The following is a 21,558-nucleotide window of genomic DNA, read 5'->3' as shown; positions in this document are numbered from 1 at the left end:
GACAAATCTAATTTATCTGTTTGAATGAATCCCGTATTTTCGTGCCTTCTTACAAGGAAATTTGCAAATGGCAGTCAGGTACGATCTGGTAGTAATAGGAGGAGGGGCAGCGGGGATTTTCGGTGCGGTGAACGCCTGTGTTCAAAACCCAGGCTTGAAGGTCGCAGTTGTGGAAAAGACCAGTAAGTGGCTCGGGAAGGTGAAAGTGTCGGGCGGCGGTCGCTGCAATGTGACACACGACTGCCAGTATGCCTCACAGCTTGTAAAGCACTATCCAAGAGGTGGTAACTTCCTTAAAAAGGTATTCGATCAGTTTGACGCCAGGGACACAGTGAAGTGGTTTGAAGAAAGGGGAGTACCATTGAAAGTGGAAGCAGACGGACGAATGTTTCCGGTGACCAATTCGTCGCAGACAGTTATTGATTGCCTGTTGAAGGAGGCTGAGAAGTACAATGTTGAGCTCATTCCTCATTTTGCTGTAAAAGAGCTGGAAAAGGCTCCTAACAGTTTTCTTGTGAAAAGTGAAACCATCGTTCTTGAGGCTGATAAAGTATTGGTCACCATAGGCGGGCAACCCAAAGAAGATGGGTTTAGCTGGGTCAAGGCACTTGGGCACACCATAGTTGCACCAGTACCATCGTTGTTCACCTTCAACGTGCCGGAAGGCGGACTTAAAGAATTGTCTGGCGTGTCAGTGCCATCGGCAGAAGTAAAAGTGGCTGGCCGTGGGCTGGCGGCAACAGGCCCGCTGCTGATCACGCACTGGGGCTTTAGTGGCCCGGCTGTATTGCGCCTTTCGGCATGGGGCGCCCGGGATTTGGCAGAAATTAGCTATAAGTCGGTGTTTCTGGTGAACTGGTTGGGCGATAAAAAGGAAGAAGCCTTGCGGGGTGAGATAGAATCACATGCAGCGCAAAGCCCCAAAAAGGTAGTTTTTGGAAATCCAATGTATGGCCTGCCTGGTCGCCTGTGGGAAAAAATAGTTGAAAGAGCAGGGGTTACGCCCGAAAGACGCTGGCTCGACCTATCCAAAAAAGACAAGAACAGACTATGCGAGATGCTGATTCGCTGCACATTCGATATGGATGGCAAAACAACTTTCAAAGAAGAATTTGTTACCTGTGGAGGTGTAAGCCTGAATGAAGTAAACCCCGCCACTATGGAGAGCAGAATTGTTCCCGGCCTCTATTTTGCAGGTGAAGTGCTTGATATTGACGGTATTACTGGCGGCTTTAATTTCCAGAATGCCTGGTCAGGGGCGTGGGTGGCTGCGAAGGCGATTAGCGGCAAGTCAGTTCAATGACTTATTTCGAACGATACTTTTTTAGGGTGGGGTTTTGCCACCACCCTTTTTTATCTCGCCCTTTCAGGGCTTGCCTGTTAATGGTTCGGGCGTCCGATTGCAGCGGCATCACTTCCTAAACCTTCCCGCCACCACCAATTTCTTCGACCCGGCAGTATACTGATAAAACCCTTCTCCGGCTTTGGCTCCCAGCTTGCCTGCAGTCACCATATTGACCAGCAAAGGGCAGGGGGCATACTTCTGATTACCGAAGCCATCGTACATTACTTTAAGGATGGAAAGACACACATCCAGTCCGATAAAGTCGGCCAACTGAAGCGGCCCCATCGGGTGCGCCATCCCCAGCTTCATTACCGTGTCTATTTCTTCTACGCCAGCCACACCTTCGTACAAAGAATAAATGGCCTCGTTGATCATGGGCATCAGAATGCGGTTAGCAACAAAGCCGGGGTAGTCATTTACCTCGGTCGGTATCTTGTCGAGGGTGCGGGACAGCTCCAGTACCTGCTTCGTCACTTCATCGCTGGTGGCATAGCCACGGATCACCTCTACCAGTTTCATTACAGGCACCGGGTTCATGAAATGCATACCTATCACTTTATCCGGTCTTGAAGTGACTGAAGCGATTTTGGTGATGGAAATAGAAGAGGTGTTGGAGGCAAGTATGCAGCCCGCTGGAGTCAGTTGATCCAGTTGACGGAAAATCTCCAGCTTGATGTCCATTTTCTCTGTTGCAGCTTCCACCACAAGGTCAGCTTGTGCGACGCCCTTGGCAGTTTCTGTGAAGGTCGTGATGTTGGAGAGGGCCGTTGCTTTGTCTGACTCACTGATAAGCTCTTTGCTTACCTGGCGGTCGAGGTTCTTTGCTATGGTGGCTTTCGCTTTCTCAAGCGCCGTCGCCGATACGTCGACAAGTGCCACTTTAAAGCCTTTCAATGCAAAAACATGGGCGATACCGTTGCCCATGGTGCCAGATCCAATCACTGCTATATTCTTCATTCGTTGTAGGGTTAATGCTTTGATGGCAAAGCTAAAAAGGATATTGGAAAGGCTACCTGTTGGTGTCGATTCTTTCGTCGTGCAGCAGGCGCAACACAACGCCGTTGCTCCATCCGAATCCATCCTGCGTGGGATATTCTCCGCCTCCGGCATCAAGACTCAGGTCAAGCACATTGTATTTCTCCATCATCTTGCCTGTTTTATCAAATACACGGGAGTTCAATGTAAGCCATCGCTCACTGATCTGATCTGCCAAAAGGTCGTTGCCATACCTGCGGAAACCGTATATAGCCATCCACTGCAAAGGAGCCCAGCCATTGGGGGCATCCCATTGCTGACCTGATATAATGTTGGTAGTGGTAATGCCGCCTGGTTTCAACAGGTTGCGTCTAACGGCTCCCTCAACCTTTTGAGCCTGGGCGTCGTCTGCCAGCCCGAAATAAAGGGGATACATCCCGGCGGGAGTGATGAAGTTTCTTTGCGCCGCAGACGGCCAGTGATAATCAACGAAGTAGTTTTTCTCGTCATTCCAAAAGTACTGTAGGATGAGCGACTTTCGGTCGCTGGCCAAATGATCAAACTCTGTAGCCCCCTCGTCATCACCTGAAAACTCTTTTAGTCGTGCAATGGTTGACTCCAGGTTATACATAAGGCTATTCAGGTCCACCGGAAGAATTTCTGTGGTAACGATAGTTTTGAAGTCACCGGCAATGGCAAACCACCGGGTGCTGAAATCCCAGCCGGACTCACAAGCGGCCCGCAGGTTGGTATAGAGCTCCATTTTCTGATTCTCGCTAAGCCCTTCGGCCAGCTCCACGTCTTCCCTGTACGATTCGGGTCTCGGCTCCGGTCTGTCATCAAAATAGCGATTCATTATGAGGCCGTTATCTACCATCACCACCCTGCGGTAGGCAGGGTTGCCCTGGTTCAGGGTCTCTTTGCCGTCCATCCAGAAAGCATACTCTTTCTCAAGTGCTGGCAGGTACTTCACTACGGCAGAGTCGCCTTTTGAGTCAGCCAGCAGGTTCACCATAGCTGCGAAAAAAGGTGGCTGAGAGCGGCTAAGAAAATAGGTACGGTTGCCATTCGGGATAAAACCGATGGAGTCGATGAGGTAGGCAAAGTTGTCCAGCATGTTCTCCATCAGGTCTTCACGGCCAGATACCTGCAAGCCGAGCATGGTGAAATAGCTGTCCCAATAGTAAATCTCACCGAAACGTCCGCCCGGCACCACATATTTGTAGGGCAGAGGAATTAATGAACTATAAGTTTTTTCATCTGGAGACCGGGTAAGATAATCCCACTTCTCGGTAAGTATTTCTGTAAAGCTCTTCGTCGTGTCGGGCACATAATCAGCACCCCTGGGCTTCGGGCCTCTGAAATTGGCGCTCACAAACTCCCCAAGACTAAAGCCAGGCTGATCTTTTTTCTCCATGTACTCAGCCACAATCTCACCGGCAGGTCGTAAAGGGTCGCTGTCCACAAATGTTTTTGAGTCAGAAAAAATCTGCGCCATTTGCACGTCGTGAAAAAGCATTCCCAAGTCTTCATTGGGGCTGTAGGAGGCATTGACGTCAACATTTGACGGCTGGTCGCTGGGCTGACAAGCAAAAAGAAGGGCTAAAAATAATAGCTGGGTGTACTTCCAAATGGAACGTTGCATAGGTTGGCTTTTGGTAAAAATAATGACGGTCATTTACTTCTCAAGGTGAAGTCTGTAGCTCATTTAAAATTGTCACAAAATGTAAAATTATCCAAAGCAGACCAATCTCAGCCAGAATTGTCCTATTTTTACAAAAGCTGACATTTCTTAGGAGTGCTGGCTCATGATCAGTCAAGAGATTTTTTTCATTGCCACCAGCCCTCCTGACTCCTGAAATGTAACAATTAAGTGCTTATCCCAGTTAAACTGCGAGACCTTTAATAAACATGAAGAAAAAAAATATCTACGCCCTTGCCTTCCTGGCATCACTACTAATTATCACTGGATTTAGCCGAAGGCTAAGCAACAGCGCTGAGACAAAAGACAAGGCACCTTTTGCCTTTGAAACAGAAGTATTTGCCAAAGGCTTCGAAAGTGCCTGGTCTATGGCCTGGCTGCCCAACGGCGATATGCTTGTGGCTGATAAGCCGGGCAAGCTTTGGAAGATTGCCAAGGGCAGCAAGGAAAAAACGGAGATCAAGGGCATCCCCACAGTGTCTACCAAGGGCCAGGGGGGGCTGTTCGATGTAGAGCTCCACCCTAACTATGCAAGTACGGGATGGATATACATCAGCTATGCAGGGCCTGGCGACGGCGGAGCCAACACCGTCATCATTAGAGGGAAGCTTTCAGGAAATGAACTAACAAGCCAGGAAACAATATTCAAGGCCGGCCCCTTGACTGAGAAAGGACAGCATTTTGGTGCACGTATGGCGTTTGACAAAGATGGTTATCTTTTCTTTTCAGTAGGAGAGAGAGGAGAGATGGAAAATGCCCAAACCCTGACGAATGATTGTGGTAAGATCCACAGAATTTTTGATGATGGCAGAGTGCCGGAAGACAATCCTTACGTGCGGATACCTGACGCCAGAACTACTATTTGGAGCTATGGACACAGAAACCCTCAGGGACTAAAGTTTCACCCAACCACAGGTGAACTGTTTGAGCACGAGCATGGCCCAAGGGGAGGCGACGAAGTAAACATCGTTCGCAAAGCTAAAAACTATGGCTGGCCAAGAATCACTTACGGTATCGACTATGATGGCAGCATCATTAGCAACGACAAGGCAAAAGACGGAATGGAGCAGCCCATTCACTACTGGGTGCCATCTATTGCTCCTTGTGGTATGGATTTCGTGACTAGCGACAAATACCCTGAATGGAAAGGCAACCTGTTTGTGGGTGCTTTGGCAGGGCAAACGCTGGCCAGACTTGAAGTAAAAGACGGCAAAGTGCTGAAAGAAGAGCGTCTCCTGAATGGTATGGGCCGCATCCGTGATGTAGCCCAGGGGCCTGATGGCTACCTTTATGTGTCAATGGAAGGGCCGGGACAGATTATCCGTTTGATGCCAAAATAAAGCAAAGAATTAGTAGCAGGAGAGTGGGAGAGTAAATTCAGTTTACTCTCCCATTCTTTTTTTACCTGGCTTTCTTTAAAGGACAATATTCACAATCCTCTTCGGCACCACAATTACTTTCTTCGGTGCCTTTCCCTCAGTCCATTTCTGCACATTTTCGTCGGCCAGCACCGCTTTTTCTACTTCAGCAGGTGAGGCATCGGCAGAGAAACTCATTTTGTGGCGCATTTTACCATTGATACTGATCGGGTATTCGAACGCATTTTCTTTGATGAACTCAGGATTGAATTCAGGGAACTTTGAATATGTAATGCTCTCTGTGTTACCCAACTTCTCCCAAAGTTCTTCGGCTATGTGCGGAGCATATGGCGCAATAATCTGCGTCAATGGCCCAAGGATTTCCTTCTTGTTGCACTTCAGGTCGGTGAGCTCATTCACGCAAATCATAAAGCTGCTCACACTGGTATTGAACGACAGCTTGTCGACATCATCCGCCATTTTCTTGATGGCCTTGTGAAGTACTTTCAGCTCATCCGCTGTTGGCATTTCAGTAGAGATGCTCAACTCGCCTTTGTCATCGTGGAATAGCCTCCAGGTCTTGCGAAGGAATTTGAAAACGCCGTCGATGCCGTGGGTGTTCCAGGGTTTGAATTGCTCCAGCGGCCCAAGGAACATCTCGTACAGGCGCAGGGTGTCAGCGCCGTACTTCTCGATCATGTCGTCGGGATTTACGACGTTGTACTTCGATTTGGACATTTTTTCGACTTCTGACTTTGTATAGAAGTTTTTGTCTTCGGTCTCTAGTTTGAAAAACTGACCCTCCTGCCAGTATCCGCCGGGAGCATGAAAGATTGCCTTCTTATATTCAATTGATGAAGAGGCAAATTCAGTGACATTGAGTACGTTGTTTTGCACAAAACGTATGTCAGCGTGGACAAGCAGGTAATTTTCTAATGGACCTGAAAGATTAGCTACTTCTTCTTTTGAATAAATGTTTAAACTGACAAACTCGAACTCAGGTGCCTCAGTCTGGATTTCCCCTTTTGAAGTGTAGAAACTAGTTTTCTTTGATTTTGACCTAATTATGAACTCAGATACCCCCTGTATCATTCCCTGGTTCACCAACTTAGTAGCATATTCGTCCACTGTTACCAGTCCCAGGTCGTAAAGGAACTTCGTCCAGAACCTTGAGTACAGCAAATGCCCGGTGGCATGCTCGGAGCCACCAATGTACAGGTCGACCGACTGCCAGTATTGCTGAGCTTCTTTGCTGCAAAACTCCTTGTCGTTGTGCGGATCCATATAGCGGAAGAAATACCAGCTTGATCCTGCCCAGCCAGGCATGGTAGTCAGCTCGTATGGGTAACCTTCCTTATTTTTAAAGTCTTTCGCCCTGCCAAGAGGTGGTTCGCCATCTTCGGTAGGAAGGAATTTATCGACATCAGGAAGCTCCAACGGCAATTCGTTATCTTCCAGCAGGTAGGGGATTCCATCCTTGAAATACACAGGTAAAGGCTCTCCCCAGTAGCGCTGACGACCGAAAATGGCATCACGCATCCGGAAGTTGACCTTGCGTACACCAATACCCTTTTCTTCGACGTATTGACCGGCTTTCTCAATCGCTTCCAGTGGAGACAAACCATCCAACATCCCTGAATTGACCATTTTACCCTGTTTGGTAGGGTCGGCTTCGGTATCTGTGATTTTTTGCTCGTCGATGATTTGGGTAATCGGCAAGCCGAAATGCTTTGCAAAGTTGAAGTCACGCTGGTCGCCGCTGGGAACGGCCATTACAGCGCCAGTGCCATAGCCGGCCAGTACGTAGTCGGCAATGTAGATAGGCACTTTTTCGCCCGAGAAAGGATTGATCACATAAGAACCCGTGAAAACGCCTGAAACAGTCTTTACATCGCTCATCCGGTCTCTTTCCGAACGATTTTTCGCCACTTCTACATATTGCTCAATTTCTGCTTTTTGAGCAGCAGTGGTAAGCTCCTTCACAATATCCGCCTCTGGTGCCAACACCATGAAAGTGACACCATAAATGGTGTCTATTCTGGTAGTAAACACCCGTATGTTCTTCTCTGAGTTTTCAATCTTGAAGTCAACCTCGGCACCAATGGACTTGCCAATCCAGTTGCGCTGCATTTCCTTGATGGGCTCCGGCCAGTCGATTCTGTCCAGGCCTTCCAGCAAACGCTCGGCATAGGCCGTGATGCGCATACTCCACTGTGGCATCTTCTTTTTGATCACAGGATGACCTCCTCTTTCGGAAAAGCCGTCTTTCACTTCATCGTTGGAAAGCACGGTGCCAAGTGCCTGGCACCAGTTCACGGTAGTTTCGCTAATGTATGTCAGCCGGTATTTGAGCAATGTCCTCTGCTGGTCGGCTTTCGACATGGCTTTCCAGTCTGTAGCCGTAAATAGCGCTGTATCATCATCGCAAACAGCGTTTACCTTGCCATTGCCTTCAGTTTCAAATTTAGCAATCAGCCCAGCAATGGGTTCCGCTTTGTCGGCGTCTCTGTTGTACCAGCTATTGAACAACTGCTTGAAAATCCATTGTGTCCACTTGTAGAACGATGGATCACTGGTGCGCACTTCTCTTTCCCAGTCATAGGAGAAACCGATATTTTCCAGTTGCTCCTTGTATCGTTTGATATTGGTGTCGGTAGTAATGGCAGGGTGCTGACCGGTCTGAATGGCATACTGCTCAGCGGGCAAGCCGAAAGAATCAAAACCCATGGGATGCAGTACATTGAAACCCAGCATCCTTTTGTAGCGGCTCACAATGTCGGAAGCTATATACCCCAGCGGGTGACCCACATGCAATCCGGCGCCAGAAGGATAGGGGAACATGTCGAGCGCATAGAATTTAGGTTTGGACGTGTCAGAGCCGGTTTTGAATACCTGCTTCTCTTTCCAGTTTTTCTGCCATTTCTGCTCAATCTCTCTGAAGTTGTACTCAGCCATTATCAGGGGTTTTTCAATTAGCTGGCAAAATTAATGATTACCGTTAGAAATGAGTGGATTTTGTGAAAGGAAAGGTGAGTTTAATTTGGGGAGTGGGATTCACGCAAAGTCGCAACGACCGCAAAGGAGGATACTATGCCTTTGCGACCTGATTTATCAGGCTGCGCCTTTGCATGATTTTCAACAAATAGCAATGGTTTCAAGAGTTGAAAAGAACTAGAATTGTAATCGGCGAAAAAAATCAAACAGATTTTTCAGCGAAGATGGAAACCTCTTTCACCAAGTCTCGTCCTTGCTTCAGAATTTAACTTATAGTCAATGAAACTGATCCTTTTTTTAAGCTTGCTTTCACTTTCGGCAGTCTTTGGTACGGTGACCCATGCACAAACCATTACTTACAAGGCAGATACGACAGTCAAAGCCGACACCATCCCTGCCACCCAACCTGAAGAGAAATCTGACAGCAACAGAACCATTAAGTATTACGAAACACTCCCGTCGGATCGTGACAATCATAATGAGCCGGAAAGGCACTATTATGTAAAGTCTCGTTCTCGCTCCAGAAGTGATATCAAAACACTTTCCGGGAGCTTGAATCATAGCGGTGGCTTCGGTGCTCTTTCTTTTCGTGCGACGGAATTCCGGGGACAGCCCATGGTGCTCGGCGGCGTAAGGGGTGGCTGGATTGTCAACCGGTCGCTGGGGATCGGATTTGAAGGTCATGGCATTGTGCCTACGGCAAAATTTGACGATATCGATCCCCAAAATACTGTAGTAGCTGTCGGCGGCTATGGTGGTTTTTTCCTTGAGCCGATTTTCTTTAGTAATCAGGTCGTGCACATTACTTTCCCAGTTTCGGCTGGTGCTGGCTGGCTAGGCTATGTGCTCGACTGGGAAGACTATGGTGGCACCAATAGAGGCCCTAACATCTCTCAGGACAATGATGTTTTCTGGTATGTAGAACCAGGTGTTGACCTGGAAGTAAACATCGCCAGGAATTTCAGGCTTGATCTTGGGGTTTCCAAGCGCTTCACTCAAGACCTTGATCTTGCCGAAACGACGGAGAAAGACTTCAATGGCATCAACTACTTCCTGACACTGAAGGTCGGAGGATTTTAAAAGTCAACAACTCGAAATGAAGAAGAAGGTGAGCGGACTGCTTACCTTTTTTTATGCCCACAATTCTTTGCCAAGTTCCAAAAACAACCCCGTACCAACTGGAATCAGCTCGTCGGGAAAGTCGTATGTATCGTGATGGAGCTCGGGAGAAGCCAGGCCTGCTCCAAGTCCAAAGAAACCAGTAGAGGTCACCTCACTAAAACGACCAAAGTCCTCCGACCAGGGGAAGGGTGTTTCTGCCACTTCAAAAGCCAGGCCTTGCGACACGGCGGCCCATTGAATTGCTTCAAATGTGTCAGGGTCGTTGATCACCGCTTTGAAGGGGTCGCTTTCTTCCATACTCAGACGCACCCCAGCTACATCACATTTGGCTTTAGCAAAGCTGACCAGCTCCGACCTAACACTCGCCAATTCTTCATTACTGTCTGACCGTAATGTAAAGGCAATCAAACCTTTGCCGGGGTTTACCCCAAAAGCCCTGCCACCCAAATCCATCATTACTGTGGTGATCTTTGTACGGTTTTGGTTTTGCCAGTGCTGGTCATGTAACTCCTGCGCTTTTAGCTGAATGGCTGCCATAACAGGTGCTGGGTTGTTTCCTTTTTCTGGCTGACCAGCATGGGATGTTTTGCCTTCCAGAGAAAATATCAACCCCTCGGAAGCCGGACAAGCAACGTCTTTTTTACAGATTACTGTGCCTGTTTCAAAACCAGGCACATTGTGCAGGGCAAAGAGTCGTTTGGGTAAAAAGTTTTCAAGCTTTGGGTCATTCAACATCGATTCGGCCCCATAGCCGGTTTCTTCCGCTGGCTGAAAAATGAGTGTTAACTTTCCCCGACGTACAGGGTTTTCCTTACAATGCAGCCCCACACCGGCTACTATAGCCATGTGCCCGTCGTGCCCGCATTTATGGCTAATACCCCCATTTTCAGACTTGTGGCCAAATGAATTTCTTTCGGCGATAGGCAATGCATCCAATTCACATCGAAACCCAATAGACGGGCCGGGGAGGCCGCTGTCGTACACGACTACCAGACCATTTCCACCTATGCCAGCATGAACAGCGGTCGGGTTGGTTGGCTTCAAAAAGGAGATGACCCGGCTGGCAGTTTCGACCTCTTCTCCTGACAGCTCCGGATGCCGATGCAATTCTTTTCGAAAGGATGTAAGCAGTTCTATTTCCTGTTCTTTCATTTTAACGATTTCACTATTCGAAGGGCTTCGTCCACATGCCTGGTTGCCTGCGTTTGAGAATGAAATACATGACGAATAACTCCCTTCTTGTCCACAACAAAAGTAACCCGACCAGTCATAAGTCCGAAAAGTGCCCTGGGCACTCCGAAAAGCCTTTCTACTTTCTTGCCTTTGTCGCTGAGTAAAATAAAGCCAAGCTGGTAGGACTTTGCAAAGGCGTTGTGTCGATTGGCTCCATCAGTGCTGATGCCTATTACCTCCGCATCGTGCTCCTTGAAAACTTCGTATTGGTCACGAAAGCTGCATGCTTCGGCTGTGCAGCCGGAGGTGTAGTCTTTGGGGTAAAAGTAGATGACGAGATTTTTGCTCCCAACAAGACTGTCGATATCGATAAGTTTGCCGCTTTGGTCAGGTAATTCAAAAGACGGTATTTTATCTCCTACCTTTAGCATCTCCTTGCTTTGTGGCATATTTTTTTATTTGGTTGTAATAATTCAAAATGTTTAACTACTAATGCAAAGAAACGGTTTAGCCCGAATCTTAATGAAGGAAATGAGAAGGTTTTTGGTTCTTTTTTTGGCAATCGGCTTTGTGTTTGCTGGTTGCCAGGCTCCGGTAGAGAAGGTAGCAGCCATTGAACCGACCACTATTGTGTTGGTAAGGCATGCCGAAAAAGCTGACGATGGCACGAAAGATCCATCTTTAGATAGCCTGGGTATAAGGAGAGCCATTGCTTTGATGCAGACGCTGTCCGATGTTCAGTTAACAGGCGTTTACAGCACACCTTACAAAAGAACAAATGAAACAGTCGATGCCATTGCCAGGGAAAACAACCTGGCAGTGACCGAGTATGATCCGGGGAACAAAGAGTTTCTGGCTGTGGAGGTGAACAAAAACAGAGGAGGCAGCCTGCTGGTTTCAGGGCACTCAAACACCGTTCCAGCTATGGTAAATCAGTTGGTTGGAAGTGACAGATTTGAAAACCTGGAAGATTGGCAGTACGACTTTCTTTATATCGTTAATATAGGTCAGGATACAACCTTTCAGGTACTTCACTATGGAGCACCTTCTGTAAGTCCCAAATAGATAAAAAACGTTAGCTCAATTACCTGTGGCTTAGTAGCTTTGAAGGATCAAAGAGACAAGAAAAAAATATGAAGCAATACCATGACCTTATGCGGTTGATCCGTGAAAAAGGAACCAAAAAGACAGACAGAACCGGCACTGGCACGATCAGTATTTTCGGCCATCAGATGCGGTTTGACTTGTCGGAGGGGTTTCCTCTGGTAACAACCAAAAAGGTGCATCTGAGGTCTATCATATATGAGCTGTTGTGGTTTTTGCAGGGCGATACAAATATTGAATACCTGGTGAAGAATGGCGTGGGAATCTGGAACGAATGGCCATTCCAAAGCTATCTGAAGCAAACGGGGCAAGAGGAAGCTTATCCAAAATACAGCGAGGAGTGGAAAGAAAAGCTAAAGGAGTTTGTTGAAACGATAAAAACGGACGCTGCATTCGCCAGGAAATATGGGGAGCTGGGGCCGGTATATGGCAAGCAGTGGAGGGACTTTGAAGGTGTGGATCAGATCACGGATGTGATTAACGACATCAAGAGCAAGCCCGACTCCAGAAGACTGATGGTGTCGGCCTGGAACCCGAAAGAGATTCCGGTGATGGCAAAATCTGGTTTGCCGCCATGCCATACTATTTTTCAGTTTTATGTGGCCGACGGCAAGTTAAGCTGCCAGCTCTACCAGCGCAGTGCCGATGTGTTTTTGGGTGTGCCGTTCAATATTGCGTCGTATGCGCTGCTTACCATGATGGTGGCACAGGTATGCGGGCTTGGTTATGGTGATTTTGTGCATACCCTTGGGGACGCTCATCTTTACTCCAACCATTTGGAACAGGCTGAGCTTCAGCTTTCACGGGAGCCGTTGCCATTGCCGACAATGGAATTGAACAAAAACGTGAAATCGATTTTTGATTTCGAATACGAAGACTTTAAACTGTTGAACTACGAGCCCTATCCAGGGATAAAGGCACCAGTTGCAGTATGATTTCGATCAGAAAATTGGGCGAGTTATAAAATTTTACTGAATCGAACATAAACAAATGGTAGAAAGAAGCAGTGTGTTTGACATGATAGGTCCTGTAATGATAGGCCCCTCCAGTTCGCACACAGCTGGCGTTGTACGCATAGGCCGTACGGCCAGAAAAATTTTAGGGAGGCAGCCGGAGGAAGTAACCATCACTTTCTTCAATTCGTTTGCCCGTACTTACGAAGGCCATGGCAGCGACCGGGCCATTGTGGCGGGGTTGCTCGACTATAAAACAGACGATAAGAGAATTAAGGAGGCATTTGAACATGCGGCCAAAGAGGGACTGAAATACAATTTCAGGTCGGTGGGTAACGCCCTGACACGACACCCAAATACAGTTAAACTTGACCTGAAAGCGGGAGAAAAAACGGTTCAGGTGATTGGAGAAAGCAGGGGAGGTGGTTTGATCAAAATCACCGAGGTGAACGGATTTTCATCCGGCTTCACAGCCAACCTTCACACGATCATAATCACAGCGTCTGACACAAAAGGAAGCATCGCTTATATAGCGAATATTCTTTCTCACGACGACTGCAATATTGCGACGATGACGGTTTCCCGAAAAGGAAAAAACGATTTGGCTTGCCTCATTATTGAGATGGACTCAGGTCTGAAAGCTATTTCTCTTGAATACCTGAGAAACCTCGACTGGGTAAAAGAAGTCATATACATACCAGATATTGATAAATAAATAAAAAGGTCAACAATGAGAAGATTACTTTTTTTAGGACTAATTATTACCTCTCATTTCCTTTATGGTCAATCGAATACACCTGCCATCGACGGAGGAAAGATGGTGTTGGATTTGCGACAGACGGTGGACATAGCCCTGGAGCGAAACCTGAATATTAAGAGGAGCGAATTGACGTTGAGAGGAGCGGAGGTGAATCTGACGCAGTCGAAAATGAACAGGCTTCCCAATGCCAACGTGGGCGTAGGAGCTGGCCGAAACTGGGGTAGATCAGTCGACCCTACAACCAATCAGTTCATCACGCTGCCGCTCTATTTTGCCGGTGTACAGGGTAGTAGTAACATGACGCTTTTTAATGGCATGCAGTTGCACAACACCGTGAGACGCAATGAGCTGACCAAAAACGCCAACGAATTTGACCTTGAAAAGTCGAAAAATGACGTGATCGTTACCGTGGTCACTTCCTACCTGAACGTCATTCTTAACCAGGAACTGGTGGAGACTGCCAGGCTTCAGGCGGAGTCCACACGGAATCAGTTGGAAAGAACCGTGAAGCTGGTTGATGCCGGGTCGCTACCAATCACGAATCAACTTGATCTGGAATCGCAGCTGGCGAGCAATGAGTTGGACCTTATCAATGCTGAAAACGACCTTGCTTTGTCGCAGCTTAGCCTGAAGCAGGCCTTGTTGCTGCCCAGCACGACGGAAGTTGAGCTGATTGTTCCTGAGGTGGACGTCCCCAATGAATTGAATCTTGACGATGATGTGGAAGGCATTTATAGAACGGCGTTAGAAGCTATGCCTGAGATAAAAAGTGCGGATCTGAACGTTCAGTCTGCTGAGGTGGGTTTGAGAGTAGCACAAGGCGGCATCATGCCTACTTTAAGTTTGGGTGCAAGTTTCAACACCAATTACTCCGAAATTGCCGACAGAGAGCGGGAAATATATGATGGGACAACTTTCGCTGAGTTTCCGATAGGCTTTCTTGAAAATGACAGGTCACAGCTTGTATACACTCGTCAACAAGTGCCCAATGTTGTCAGCACCGAGCCGGACTTTCCGGTTTTCGACCAATTCTCCGAATACCTGAGCAAGCAGATCAACCTGAATCTATCAGTTCCTATTTTCAATAGGTTTACAACTCGTTCCAATGTGCAGCGAGCCATTATCACTCAGAAAACTGCGGAGATATCAGCCCTTGAAACCAGAAACACTCTGAGGCAAAATATTGAAACAGCTTATAACAATGCAAATGCTGCTTTGAAGTCTTACAATGCTTCAGAAAGGCAGGTAAGCGCATTGGAACAGTCATTTAAAAACACTGAAAATCGCTACTCATTAGGTGCTGTCAACTTTGTTGAGTACCAGGTAGCCAGCAACAACCTGTTCAGGGCACGCTCTGGTTTGGTGAGAGCTAAATACACCTATTTGTTTCGTTTAAAAATTTTAGAATTCTATCAGGGAAAAGAATTAACCTTCTAAATCATGGCTAAGAAAAAGAAATCAAATAAGTTAATATACATTCTTCTCGGGGTTGTTGCTGTACTGATCGTGGTAGTGCTGGTTGGCAAATCGCAGGGCTGGATTGGTAAAAAGCAGTCGATGGAGGTGGAATTTAGTAATGCCGCCAGGAAAACAATCGTCGAAAAAGTCAGTGCTTCTGGGGCGATTCAGCCTGAGGTAGAGGTGAAGATGACCCCAGACGTTGCTGGTGAGATCATTGAACTGAACGTTGAGGAAGGTGACTCAGTGATGATTGGAGACCGCCTGATAAAGATACGTCCCGACAACTGGCAGTCAGCTGTAGACAGAACATTGGCCAACCTTAATCAGCAAAAAGCCAATGAGGCAGATGCAAGGGCGAGGCTGGAAAGGGCCAGGGCTAATTTTGACAGAGCGAAGCTGGAGTATACCCGCCAAAAGAAGCTGTACGAGGAAAAAGTAATTTCTGATGCAGACTGGGAGCTGGCCGACTCTAACTACAAGGTGGCGCAAACCGACCTCTCTTCCGCCGAAGAGAATGTAAATGCAGCCGAGTACATCGTGAAGAGCTCTCAGGCGTCAGTAAATGAGGCGAAAGAGAACCTTCGCCTGACAACGGTGTTGTCGCCTATGAATGGAACGGTATCTAAGCTCAGTGTGGAAAAAGGAGAGCGTGTGGTTGGTACCCAGCAGATGGCCGGCACAGAGATGCTTCGCATTGCCGACCTGAACAAAATGGAAGTAAGGGTGAATGTGAATGAAAATGACATCATAAGAATTGCCGTGGGTGACACCGCCCTTATTCAGGTAGACAGCTACACCTACCTTGAAAAGGAGTTTAAAGGTATTGTGACGCAGATTGCCAACACGGCCAACGATAAAGCATCTGCCGATGCAGTGACTGAATTTGAGGTGCGTATCAGAGTACTAAACAGCTCCTACAACGACTTGATCAATGAAAAGGGCATTAAGAACCCGCTTAGGCCGGGTATGACTGCCAGCGTTGACATTATCACGGAGAGAAAAGACAATGTGTTGTCTGTTCCGCTGGCGGCTGTTACTACCAGAAGCAGTAAAGATGAGAAAGCTGGCGAAGGCAAAGAGGGAGAGAGCGCTGAAGCGAGCACTCCAGCTCCTGGTGAGAAAGACGAAGTGCTACAGGTGGTATTCCTCAACGACAATGGCGTAGCCAAAATGGTGGAGGTTAAAACCGGCATTAGCGACTTTGAAAATATTGAAGTGCTGAGTGGTGTGAAAGAGGGAGACGAGATTATTTCAGGCCCCTTTCTTGCTGTTTCTAAAAGGCTGAAAGATGGAGAGGCAGTGCAAAAAATGGGAGGCGAGGACAAAGCAGTTGCCAGCAAAGAAGAAGAAGAAAAATAGTAAATAGCAATTAGGCTAAAAACAGAAAACCGTGGTGAGAGCCACGGTTTTTTTAGTCAAAAAGGAGGAAGTAAACGCCATGCAAGAAATTTGGCAATTACCGTTCCTTATGAGCCAACTTTGATCAAATAGTAATTCTTCTTTCCCTTCTGGCAAAGCAGGTATTTGCCCTGAAGCAGCCTGTAAGCTGGCTTTTCGTTGGGGTCAGTTGCCTTTAGTTTGTTGATGCTCACACCACCCTGCTGGATCATTTTGCGTGCCTCGCCTTTCGATGTAAAGATTTCGCTGCCGGTTTCCGTTGAGAGCAAATCCGTTATGGTAGCGGCGGTGTCCAGGGTTGTCCGGCTGATCTCTACCATCGGCACACCTTCAAACACTTGCAGCAAGGTTTTCTCATCTATTTCCTCCAACTCGGCCGTTACATCTTTGCCAAAAAGAATGCTTGAAGCCTTTACAGCCATATTGTAGTCAGCTTCTGAGTGCACCCTTATGGTTACGTCTTTGGCAATGGCCTGCTGCATAATTCTCAAATGCGGCGCTTCGGCATGCTCTTTCTCTAGTGTTTCTATTTCGCCCTTGCCAAGCAGCGTAAATACCCTGATCAGTCGGTGACTGTCGTCATCAGAGCAATTGAGCCAGAACTGGTAAAATTTGTAGGGGCTGGTCATCTCAGGATCGAGCCATACGTTGCCGCCTTCACTTTTGCCGAACTTGGTGCCGTCTGCCTTGGTCACCAGGGGGGTAGTCAGCGCATAAGCTTCTCCACTGGCTTTCCTGCGGATAAACTCTGTGCCGGTGGTGATATTACCCCACTGATCGCTGCCACCCATTTGCAGCTTTACCTGATGCTCGGTATACAAATGATAGAAGTCGTAGCCTTGCAGCAGCTGGTAGGAAAACTCAGTAAAGGAAAGGCCTGTTTCCAAACGGTTTTTCACCGAATCCTTGGCCATCATATAATTCACCGTGATGTGTTTGCCGGCATCTCTCAAAAATTCAAGGAAACCGAACTTTTTGAACCAGTCGTAATTGTTGACCATCACAGCCGCATTCTTCCCACTGTCAAAAGCTAGAAACTTTTCCAATTGTACTTTAATACCATCCTGGTTTTTGCGCAGCGTCCCTTCGTCCAGCAGATTTCGCTCTTCCGACTTACCCGACGGGTCGCCTATCATACCAGTGGCACCGCCTACGAGGGCATAAGGTTTGTGCCCGGCCCGTTGGAGGTGGACAAGCAGCATGATTGTAGCCAGATTGCCTATGTGGAGTGATGCTGCAGTTGGGTCAAAGCCGATATAAGCCGAAGTCATTTCTTTTTTCAGCTGGTCTTCTGTTCCGGGCATCATATCGTTCAACATGCCTCTCCACTTAAGCTCTTCTATAAAGTCGATCATACTGCTTTTTTGATTTCAGGGCTCAAAAATAAAGGACTCAGCTTAACCATTCTAACGCAAAGTAGTTTTTTCTTCAGTTGTAAAATATTTAGTAGTAGATGCCACTTTAACTTAAAATACTAATTATATTGGGCTAATAAAATTAGCAAATGAAAGGGAGAGGAACAGGTTTACAGCCGAACAACAGGTTTGCCAGCCAGGAGAGAGGTAATTACCACGAAGAGGGGATTGATGAACAGTTGCTTCAGGAAAGAGTGCCAACAGAATACATAGTTGAGCACCCTAAGACTGTGATGAGTAAAAACGACAGTCCTGATATTCCTTTCACCTATTCCATTAACCCGTACCAGGGGTGTGAGCATGGTTGTATCTACTGCTACGCCCGTAATTCACATGAATACTGGGGGTACAACATGGGTTTGGACTTCGAGCGGAAAATTGTAGTGAAGCCCGACGCTCCGAGGTTGCTGGAAAAATCTTTCCTGAGCCCTTCATGGAAGCCACAGGTAATAATGCTTTCAGGCAACACCGATTGCTATCAACCAGCCGAAAAGAAATACGGTATTACGAGAGAACTGCTGAAGGTCTTCCAAAAATATGGCAACCCGCTGGGAATTATTACCAAAAACGCACTGATCGAAAGGGATTTGGACGTGCTGTCGGATCTTGCTTCGGAGAACCTCGTCCATGTGATTTTCACCATAACCTCCCTAGATGAGGAATTGAGAAGAGTATTGGAGCCTAGAACTTCACATCCCTTGAAGAAACTAAAGGTGATGGAGAAGTTGACTCAGAGGGGGATTCCCTGCGGAGTGATGATGGGGCCAATCATACCAGGTCTCAACAATACTGAGATTCCAAGGATATTAAAACTCTCGTCAGAATATGGGGCGCTGACATCCACTTTTACCCTGGTCAGGCTCAATGGTCAGCTCGGAACTCTATTCAGAGAATGGCTGGAAACACATTTTCCTGACAGGGCCGCCAAGGTGTGGAATCAAATCTGTTCGATTCATGACGGTCAGGTGAATGACAGCGAGTTTGGCCGCAGAATGAGGGGAGAAGGGCCGCTGGCTGAAAGCATTCATGCGATGTTTTCAAAAATGCAGGACAAGTATTTCAAGGACAAAAAAATGCCGGACTACGACTTTACTCGCTTCCGGCGCAAAGGAGTACTTAATCTTTTCTGATCCGCAAAGGGCAATCAGGTCTTCTTGATTGCCTTTAGAAAAAGGTTAGCGGCTGCTGGGTTGGTGGCCAGGGGGATGTTGTGAACATCACAAATTCTCATCAGCATCTGAACATCGGGTTCGTGGGGATGCTTGTCGAGCGGGTCTCTGAAAAAGATGACCATATCGAGGTTTTTTTCTGCCGCCATCGCTGCAATCTGCGCATCACCACCAAGTGGGCCTGATAACATTTTGTGAACCTGCAGACCGGCATTTTCAATGTGCCCGCCTGTGGTGCCCGTGGCAATCAGCTCAATACCTCCAAGTAACTCCTTGTTACCAAGCAGAAAAGCGACCATCTCTGGTTTTTTACCGTCGTGTGCTATCAGTGCTAATTTCATAACTTCTTTGTGTTGGGGGCAAAGTTACCCTTTCAATAAAATAATTAGCGTTTGTTCACATTAAAATCTGACTTGTTTAAGTAATCTTTGATGTGTGAACCCAGGAACGTATGCACTCAAAAATCTCCTACTTCAAAATACTAAATCAGCCCGATGACGAAACCTGCGGCCCAACCAGTCTGCATGCGGTTTACAACTATTATCATGACTTTATAAATCTGCAGCAGGTAATTGACGAGGTTACATTTTTGGAAGAGGGTGGTACCTTGGGGAACCTATTAGGTATTCATGCGCTGAAAAGGGGATACAAGGCAAAAATGCACTCATATAACCTCAATGTTTTTGACCCTGTTTGGTCCACGCTGACGCACGATGAGCTGATTGAGAAACTAAAAGCCCAGCTTAAGTATAAAAGAGGTAAGAAATTCGAAAATGCGACTCACTCATATATCGAGTTTCTGACCAGGGGCGGTGAAATTGCTTTTGAGGACTTAACGGTTGACTTAATCAGGAAGTACCTCGACAGAAGAAGGCCCATTCTCACAGGCTTAAGTGCTACCTACCTGTACGATTGCAAAAGAGAATACGCCAACGACGAGGGTCGCTCGGTTTACGACGACCTGAAAGGATACCCCATGGGGCATTTCGTAGTGCTTACTGCCATCGACGAAAACGGAATTGTTTCCGTGTCCGATCCATATCAGGAAAATCCTCTTTCGGGAGAGAACGAATATAAAGTCGATGTGCATAGGCTTATCAACTCCATTTTGTTGGGTATTGTGACCTATGATGCTAACTTGTTGATTTTAGAACCGACAGATAAAGAATGAGAAAAATTGTTGTTATCAACAACCCTAAAGACTGGCAGCTGAACATTGAAGGAGTGGAGGTGGTGGCAGTTAGATCTTACCTTACCAACCCTCAATACGCTGACATAAAGAACGTTAGAATTTTTAATCTGGCCAGGAACTACTGGTACCAGTCGGCGGGCTACTACGTCTCGCTGCTGGCTGAGGCAAGGGGGCAGAAAGTGATCCCCAGTGTAACAACGATTCAGGATTTGAAATCAAGCACCATCGTTAGGGTGATCACCGACGAAATTGATGAGCTGATCCAAAAGAGCCTTTCTAAGATCAAATCCAATCAGTTTGCGCTAAGTATTTACTTTGGAAAAAACCTCAGTCCTCAATACGACACACTGAGTAAGGCACTGTACAACCTGTTCCAGGCACCGATTCTCAGGGCTCAATTCCAATTTCAGAAAAAATGGGTGCTACAGGGCATAAGCCCCATTTCGGTAAAAGAAATACCAGAAAGTCACAAGCCATTTCTCGAGGAGTCTGCCAACGAGTACTTTAAGAAAAAGCGCTACGACGGCAAACGCATTTCCAAAACGATTTACGACCTCGCTATTTTGGTCAACCCCAACGAAAAGGCACCACCTTCTGACAAAAAGGCTATCCAAAAATTTATCGATATAGGGGAGGAGTTGGGTTTTTATGCTGACCTAATTACCAAAGAGGATTATAGCAGAGTGTCTGAATACGATGCGTTGTTTATCAGGGAGACTACCGCCGTCAATCACCACACTTATCGCTTCGCCAGGCGAGCATTTGCAGATGGAATTCCGGTGATAGACGACCCCATTTCGATTATGCGATGCACCAACAAGGTGTTTTTAGCAGAAACATTGGGTAAGGCTAAAATTTCTACACCTAAGACAGTCATCGTCCACAAAGACAACCGGAATGATCTCGAGGCTATGCTGGGCTTTCCTATTGTGCTCAAGCAGCCAGACAGCGCCTTTTCTGTGGGAGTCATGAAGGCAGTTGACCGAAAAAGCCTGGACCAGATTCTCGACAAAATGCTCAGTGATTCGGACCTGGTTATCGCACAAGAGTTTCTGCCCACCGACTATGACTGGCGTATCGGCATTTTGGATAACAAGCCACTTTATGCTTGCAAGTACTACATGGCCAAAGATCATTGGCAGATTTATAATTGGACGAAATCGAAGACTGATGATCAGTTTGGCAATGCTGAGACAATGCCGGTAGAAAAGGTGCCGGAAATCGTGTTGGAAACCTCGCTGAAGGCCGCTAACCTGATTGGTAGTGGGTTGTATGGAGTAGATATCAAGCAGAAAGGCAACAGCGTCTATATTATTGAAGTAAATGACAACCCCAGCCTCGATCATGGCATAGAAGACTATTGCCTGAAGGATGAGCTTTACAGGAAGGTGCTTGGCTCCCTGTTACGCAGAATAGAGCAAAAGAAAACCCTCTAAG

The 21,558-nt window shown here is 47.1% G+C and carries 18 protein-coding genes; 11 read left to right on the top strand and 7 right to left on the bottom strand.

Translation table 11 applies throughout. The features are described 5' to 3' along the window. Positions 1–67: 67 nt before the first annotated feature. The gene (locus RIF36_RS13985) at positions 68–1,303 is read left to right on the top strand and encodes a BaiN/RdsA family NAD(P)/FAD-dependent oxidoreductase (protein ID WP_350122202.1); all 1,236 of its coding nucleotides are present in this window, start codon (positions 68–70) and stop codon (positions 1,301–1,303) included. A gap of 108 nt (positions 1,304–1,411) precedes the next feature. Here the strand turns inward: RIF36_RS13985 and RIF36_RS13980 are convergent, their stop codons facing one another. Both RIF36_RS13980 and treF read right to left on the bottom strand, forming a co-directional pair. Then, positions 1,412–2,302: a 3-hydroxyacyl-CoA dehydrogenase family protein gene (locus RIF36_RS13980; RefSeq protein WP_350122200.1), complete on the bottom strand. Its 891-nt coding sequence runs from the start codon at positions 2,300–2,302 to the stop codon at positions 1,412–1,414. 52 nt (positions 2,303–2,354) lie between these two features. After that, positions 2,355–3,965 carry an alpha,alpha-trehalase TreF gene (treF, locus tag RIF36_RS13975; RefSeq protein WP_350073893.1) on the bottom strand — a complete coding sequence of 537 codons (1,611 nt, stop codon included), beginning with the start codon at positions 3,963–3,965 and terminating at the stop codon, positions 2,355–2,357. A 266-nt stretch (positions 3,966–4,231) separates the two neighbouring features. On the opposite strand from treF, the gene RIF36_RS13970 reads away from it, so the two are divergent. Further along, positions 4,232–5,362 (top strand): PQQ-dependent sugar dehydrogenase, encoded by a 1,131-nt coding sequence (locus RIF36_RS13970; protein ID WP_350122198.1) that lies wholly within the window; start codon positions 4,232–4,234, stop codon positions 5,360–5,362. A gap of 75 nt (positions 5,363–5,437) precedes the next feature. Here RIF36_RS13970 and RIF36_RS13965 read toward each other — a convergent pair whose 3' ends face one another. Then, the gene (locus tag RIF36_RS13965) at positions 5,438–8,335 is read right to left on the bottom strand and encodes a leucine--tRNA ligase (protein WP_350122196.1); all 2,898 of its coding nucleotides are present in this window, start codon (positions 8,333–8,335) and stop codon (positions 5,438–5,440) included. A gap of 318 nt (positions 8,336–8,653) precedes the next feature. On the opposite strand from RIF36_RS13965, the gene RIF36_RS13960 reads away from it, so the two are divergent. After that, positions 8,654–9,454 (top strand): hypothetical protein, encoded by an 801-nt coding sequence (locus tag RIF36_RS13960; protein ID WP_350093210.1) that lies wholly within the window; start codon positions 8,654–8,656, stop codon positions 9,452–9,454. A 51-nt stretch (positions 9,455–9,505) separates the two neighbouring features. On the opposite strand, the gene RIF36_RS13955 is transcribed toward RIF36_RS13960, so the two are convergent. Then, the gene (locus RIF36_RS13955) at positions 9,506–10,648 is read right to left on the bottom strand and encodes an amidohydrolase (protein WP_350122194.1); all 1,143 of its coding nucleotides are present in this window, start codon (positions 10,646–10,648) and stop codon (positions 9,506–9,508) included. Then, positions 10,645–11,118 (bottom strand): peroxiredoxin, encoded by a 474-nt coding sequence (locus RIF36_RS13950; protein WP_350088435.1) that lies wholly within the window; start codon positions 11,116–11,118, stop codon positions 10,645–10,647. The genes RIF36_RS13955 and RIF36_RS13950 overlap by 4 nt, the downstream gene beginning before the upstream one ends. 73 nt (positions 11,119–11,191) lie before the next feature. Here RIF36_RS13950 and RIF36_RS13945 point away from each other — a divergent pair, with 73 nt between their 5' ends. The 5 genes from RIF36_RS13945 (at position 11,192) to RIF36_RS13925 (ending at position 16,306) form a co-directional block, all read left to right on the top strand. Then, on the top strand, positions 11,192–11,734 hold the full coding sequence (locus RIF36_RS13945; protein WP_350088432.1) for a phosphoglycerate mutase family protein: 543 nt from the start codon (positions 11,192–11,194) through the stop codon (positions 11,732–11,734). Between the two features lie 68 nt (positions 11,735–11,802). Next, positions 11,803–12,708, top strand: coding sequence for a thymidylate synthase (gene thyA, locus RIF36_RS13940; protein WP_350122192.1), 906 nt, complete (start codon positions 11,803–11,805; stop codon positions 12,706–12,708). Positions 12,709–12,763: 55 nt separating this feature from the next. Beyond that, complete coding sequence (sdaAB, locus tag RIF36_RS13935; RefSeq protein WP_350122190.1) at positions 12,764–13,441, top strand: L-serine ammonia-lyase, iron-sulfur-dependent subunit beta; 678 nt, start codon at positions 12,764–12,766, stop codon at positions 13,439–13,441. A gap of 15 nt (positions 13,442–13,456) precedes the next feature. Continuing rightward, positions 13,457–14,923 (top strand): TolC family protein, encoded by a 1,467-nt coding sequence (locus tag RIF36_RS13930; RefSeq protein WP_151996810.1) that lies wholly within the window; start codon positions 13,457–13,459, stop codon positions 14,921–14,923. A 3-nt stretch (positions 14,924–14,926) separates the two neighbouring features. Beyond that, complete coding sequence (locus tag RIF36_RS13925) at positions 14,927–16,306, top strand: efflux RND transporter periplasmic adaptor subunit (protein ID WP_350122188.1); 1,380 nt, start codon at positions 14,927–14,929, stop codon at positions 16,304–16,306. A gap of 107 nt (positions 16,307–16,413) precedes the next feature. Here the strand turns inward: RIF36_RS13925 and tyrS are convergent, their stop codons facing one another. Further along, the gene (tyrS, locus tag RIF36_RS13920; protein WP_350122186.1) at positions 16,414–17,700 is read right to left on the bottom strand and encodes a tyrosine--tRNA ligase; all 1,287 of its coding nucleotides are present in this window, start codon (positions 17,698–17,700) and stop codon (positions 16,414–16,416) included. A 149-nt stretch (positions 17,701–17,849) separates the two neighbouring features. Between tyrS and RIF36_RS13915 the strand changes: the two genes are divergently transcribed. Beyond that, a complete protein-coding gene (locus RIF36_RS13915) occupies positions 17,850–18,890 on the top strand; it encodes a PA0069 family radical SAM protein (protein ID WP_350122184.1) in 1,041 nt (346 codons plus the stop codon). Between the two features lie 14 nt (positions 18,891–18,904). Here the strand turns inward: RIF36_RS13915 and RIF36_RS13910 are convergent, their stop codons facing one another. Next, positions 18,905–19,270, bottom strand: coding sequence for a methylglyoxal synthase (locus RIF36_RS13910; protein WP_350122182.1), 366 nt, complete (start codon positions 19,268–19,270; stop codon positions 18,905–18,907). 110 nt (positions 19,271–19,380) lie between these two features. Between RIF36_RS13910 and RIF36_RS13905 the strand changes: the two genes are divergently transcribed. Together RIF36_RS13905 and RIF36_RS13900 are read left to right on the top strand one after the other, a co-directional pair. Beyond that, positions 19,381–20,100 carry a C39 family peptidase gene (locus RIF36_RS13905; RefSeq protein ID WP_317491948.1) on the top strand — a complete coding sequence of 240 codons (720 nt, stop codon included), beginning with the start codon at positions 19,381–19,383 and terminating at the stop codon, positions 20,098–20,100. After that, positions 20,097–21,557: a RimK family ATP-grasp domain-containing protein gene (locus RIF36_RS13900; protein WP_151996805.1), complete on the top strand. Its 1,461-nt coding sequence runs from the start codon at positions 20,097–20,099 to the stop codon at positions 21,555–21,557. Before RIF36_RS13905 ends, RIF36_RS13900 begins: the two co-directional genes overlap by 4 nt. Position 21,558 lies beyond the last annotated feature (1 nt).

Source organism: Imperialibacter sp., assembly GCF_040222815.1.
Lineage (GTDB): Bacteria > Bacteroidota > Bacteroidia > Cytophagales > Cyclobacteriaceae > Imperialibacter.
The sequence above is the reverse complement of the archived record's forward strand: the minus strand, read 5'-3'. Positions and strand labels throughout refer to the sequence as shown.

Excerpts from the sequence above, each read along its gene's own strand:
- RIF36_RS13905 (WP_317491948.1), top strand. The coding sequence starts at position 19,381 with ATGCACTCAAAAATCTCCTACTTCAAAATACTAAATCAGCCCGATGAC.
- RIF36_RS13950 (WP_350088435.1), bottom strand. The coding sequence starts at position 11,118 with ATGCCACAAAGCAAGGAGATGCTAAAGGTAGGAGATAAAATACCGTCT.
- tyrS (WP_350122186.1), bottom strand. The coding sequence starts at position 17,700 with ATGATCGACTTTATAGAAGAGCTTAAGTGGAGAGGCATGTTGAACGAT.
- RIF36_RS13985 (WP_350122202.1), top strand. The coding sequence starts at position 68 with ATGGCAGTCAGGTACGATCTGGTAGTAATAGGAGGAGGGGCAGCGGGG.
- treF (WP_350073893.1), bottom strand. The coding sequence starts at position 3,965 with ATGCAACGTTCCATTTGGAAGTACACCCAGCTATTATTTTTAGCCCTT.
- thyA (WP_350122192.1), top strand. The coding sequence starts at position 11,803 with ATGAAGCAATACCATGACCTTATGCGGTTGATCCGTGAAAAAGGAACC.
- RIF36_RS13915 (WP_350122184.1), top strand. The coding sequence starts at position 17,850 with ATGAAAGGGAGAGGAACAGGTTTACAGCCGAACAACAGGTTTGCCAGC.
- sdaAB (WP_350122190.1), top strand. The coding sequence starts at position 12,764 with ATGGTAGAAAGAAGCAGTGTGTTTGACATGATAGGTCCTGTAATGATA.
- RIF36_RS13980 (WP_350122200.1), bottom strand. The coding sequence starts at position 2,302 with ATGAAGAATATAGCAGTGATTGGATCTGGCACCATGGGCAACGGTATC.
- RIF36_RS13960 (WP_350093210.1), top strand. The coding sequence starts at position 8,654 with ATGAAACTGATCCTTTTTTTAAGCTTGCTTTCACTTTCGGCAGTCTTT.
- RIF36_RS13925 (WP_350122188.1), top strand. The coding sequence starts at position 14,927 with ATGGCTAAGAAAAAGAAATCAAATAAGTTAATATACATTCTTCTCGGG.
- RIF36_RS13900 (WP_151996805.1), top strand. The coding sequence starts at position 20,097 with ATGAGAAAAATTGTTGTTATCAACAACCCTAAAGACTGGCAGCTGAAC.
- RIF36_RS13970 (WP_350122198.1), top strand. The coding sequence starts at position 4,232 with ATGAAGAAAAAAAATATCTACGCCCTTGCCTTCCTGGCATCACTACTA.
- RIF36_RS13930 (WP_151996810.1), top strand. The coding sequence starts at position 13,457 with ATGAGAAGATTACTTTTTTTAGGACTAATTATTACCTCTCATTTCCTT.
- RIF36_RS13965 (WP_350122196.1), bottom strand. The coding sequence starts at position 8,335 with ATGGCTGAGTACAACTTCAGAGAGATTGAGCAGAAATGGCAGAAAAAC.
- RIF36_RS13945 (WP_350088432.1), top strand. The coding sequence starts at position 11,192 with ATGAAGGAAATGAGAAGGTTTTTGGTTCTTTTTTTGGCAATCGGCTTT.
- RIF36_RS13955 (WP_350122194.1), bottom strand. The coding sequence starts at position 10,648 with ATGAAAGAACAGGAAATAGAACTGCTTACATCCTTTCGAAAAGAATTG.
- RIF36_RS13910 (WP_350122182.1), bottom strand. The coding sequence starts at position 19,270 with ATGAAATTAGCACTGATAGCACACGACGGTAAAAAACCAGAGATGGTC.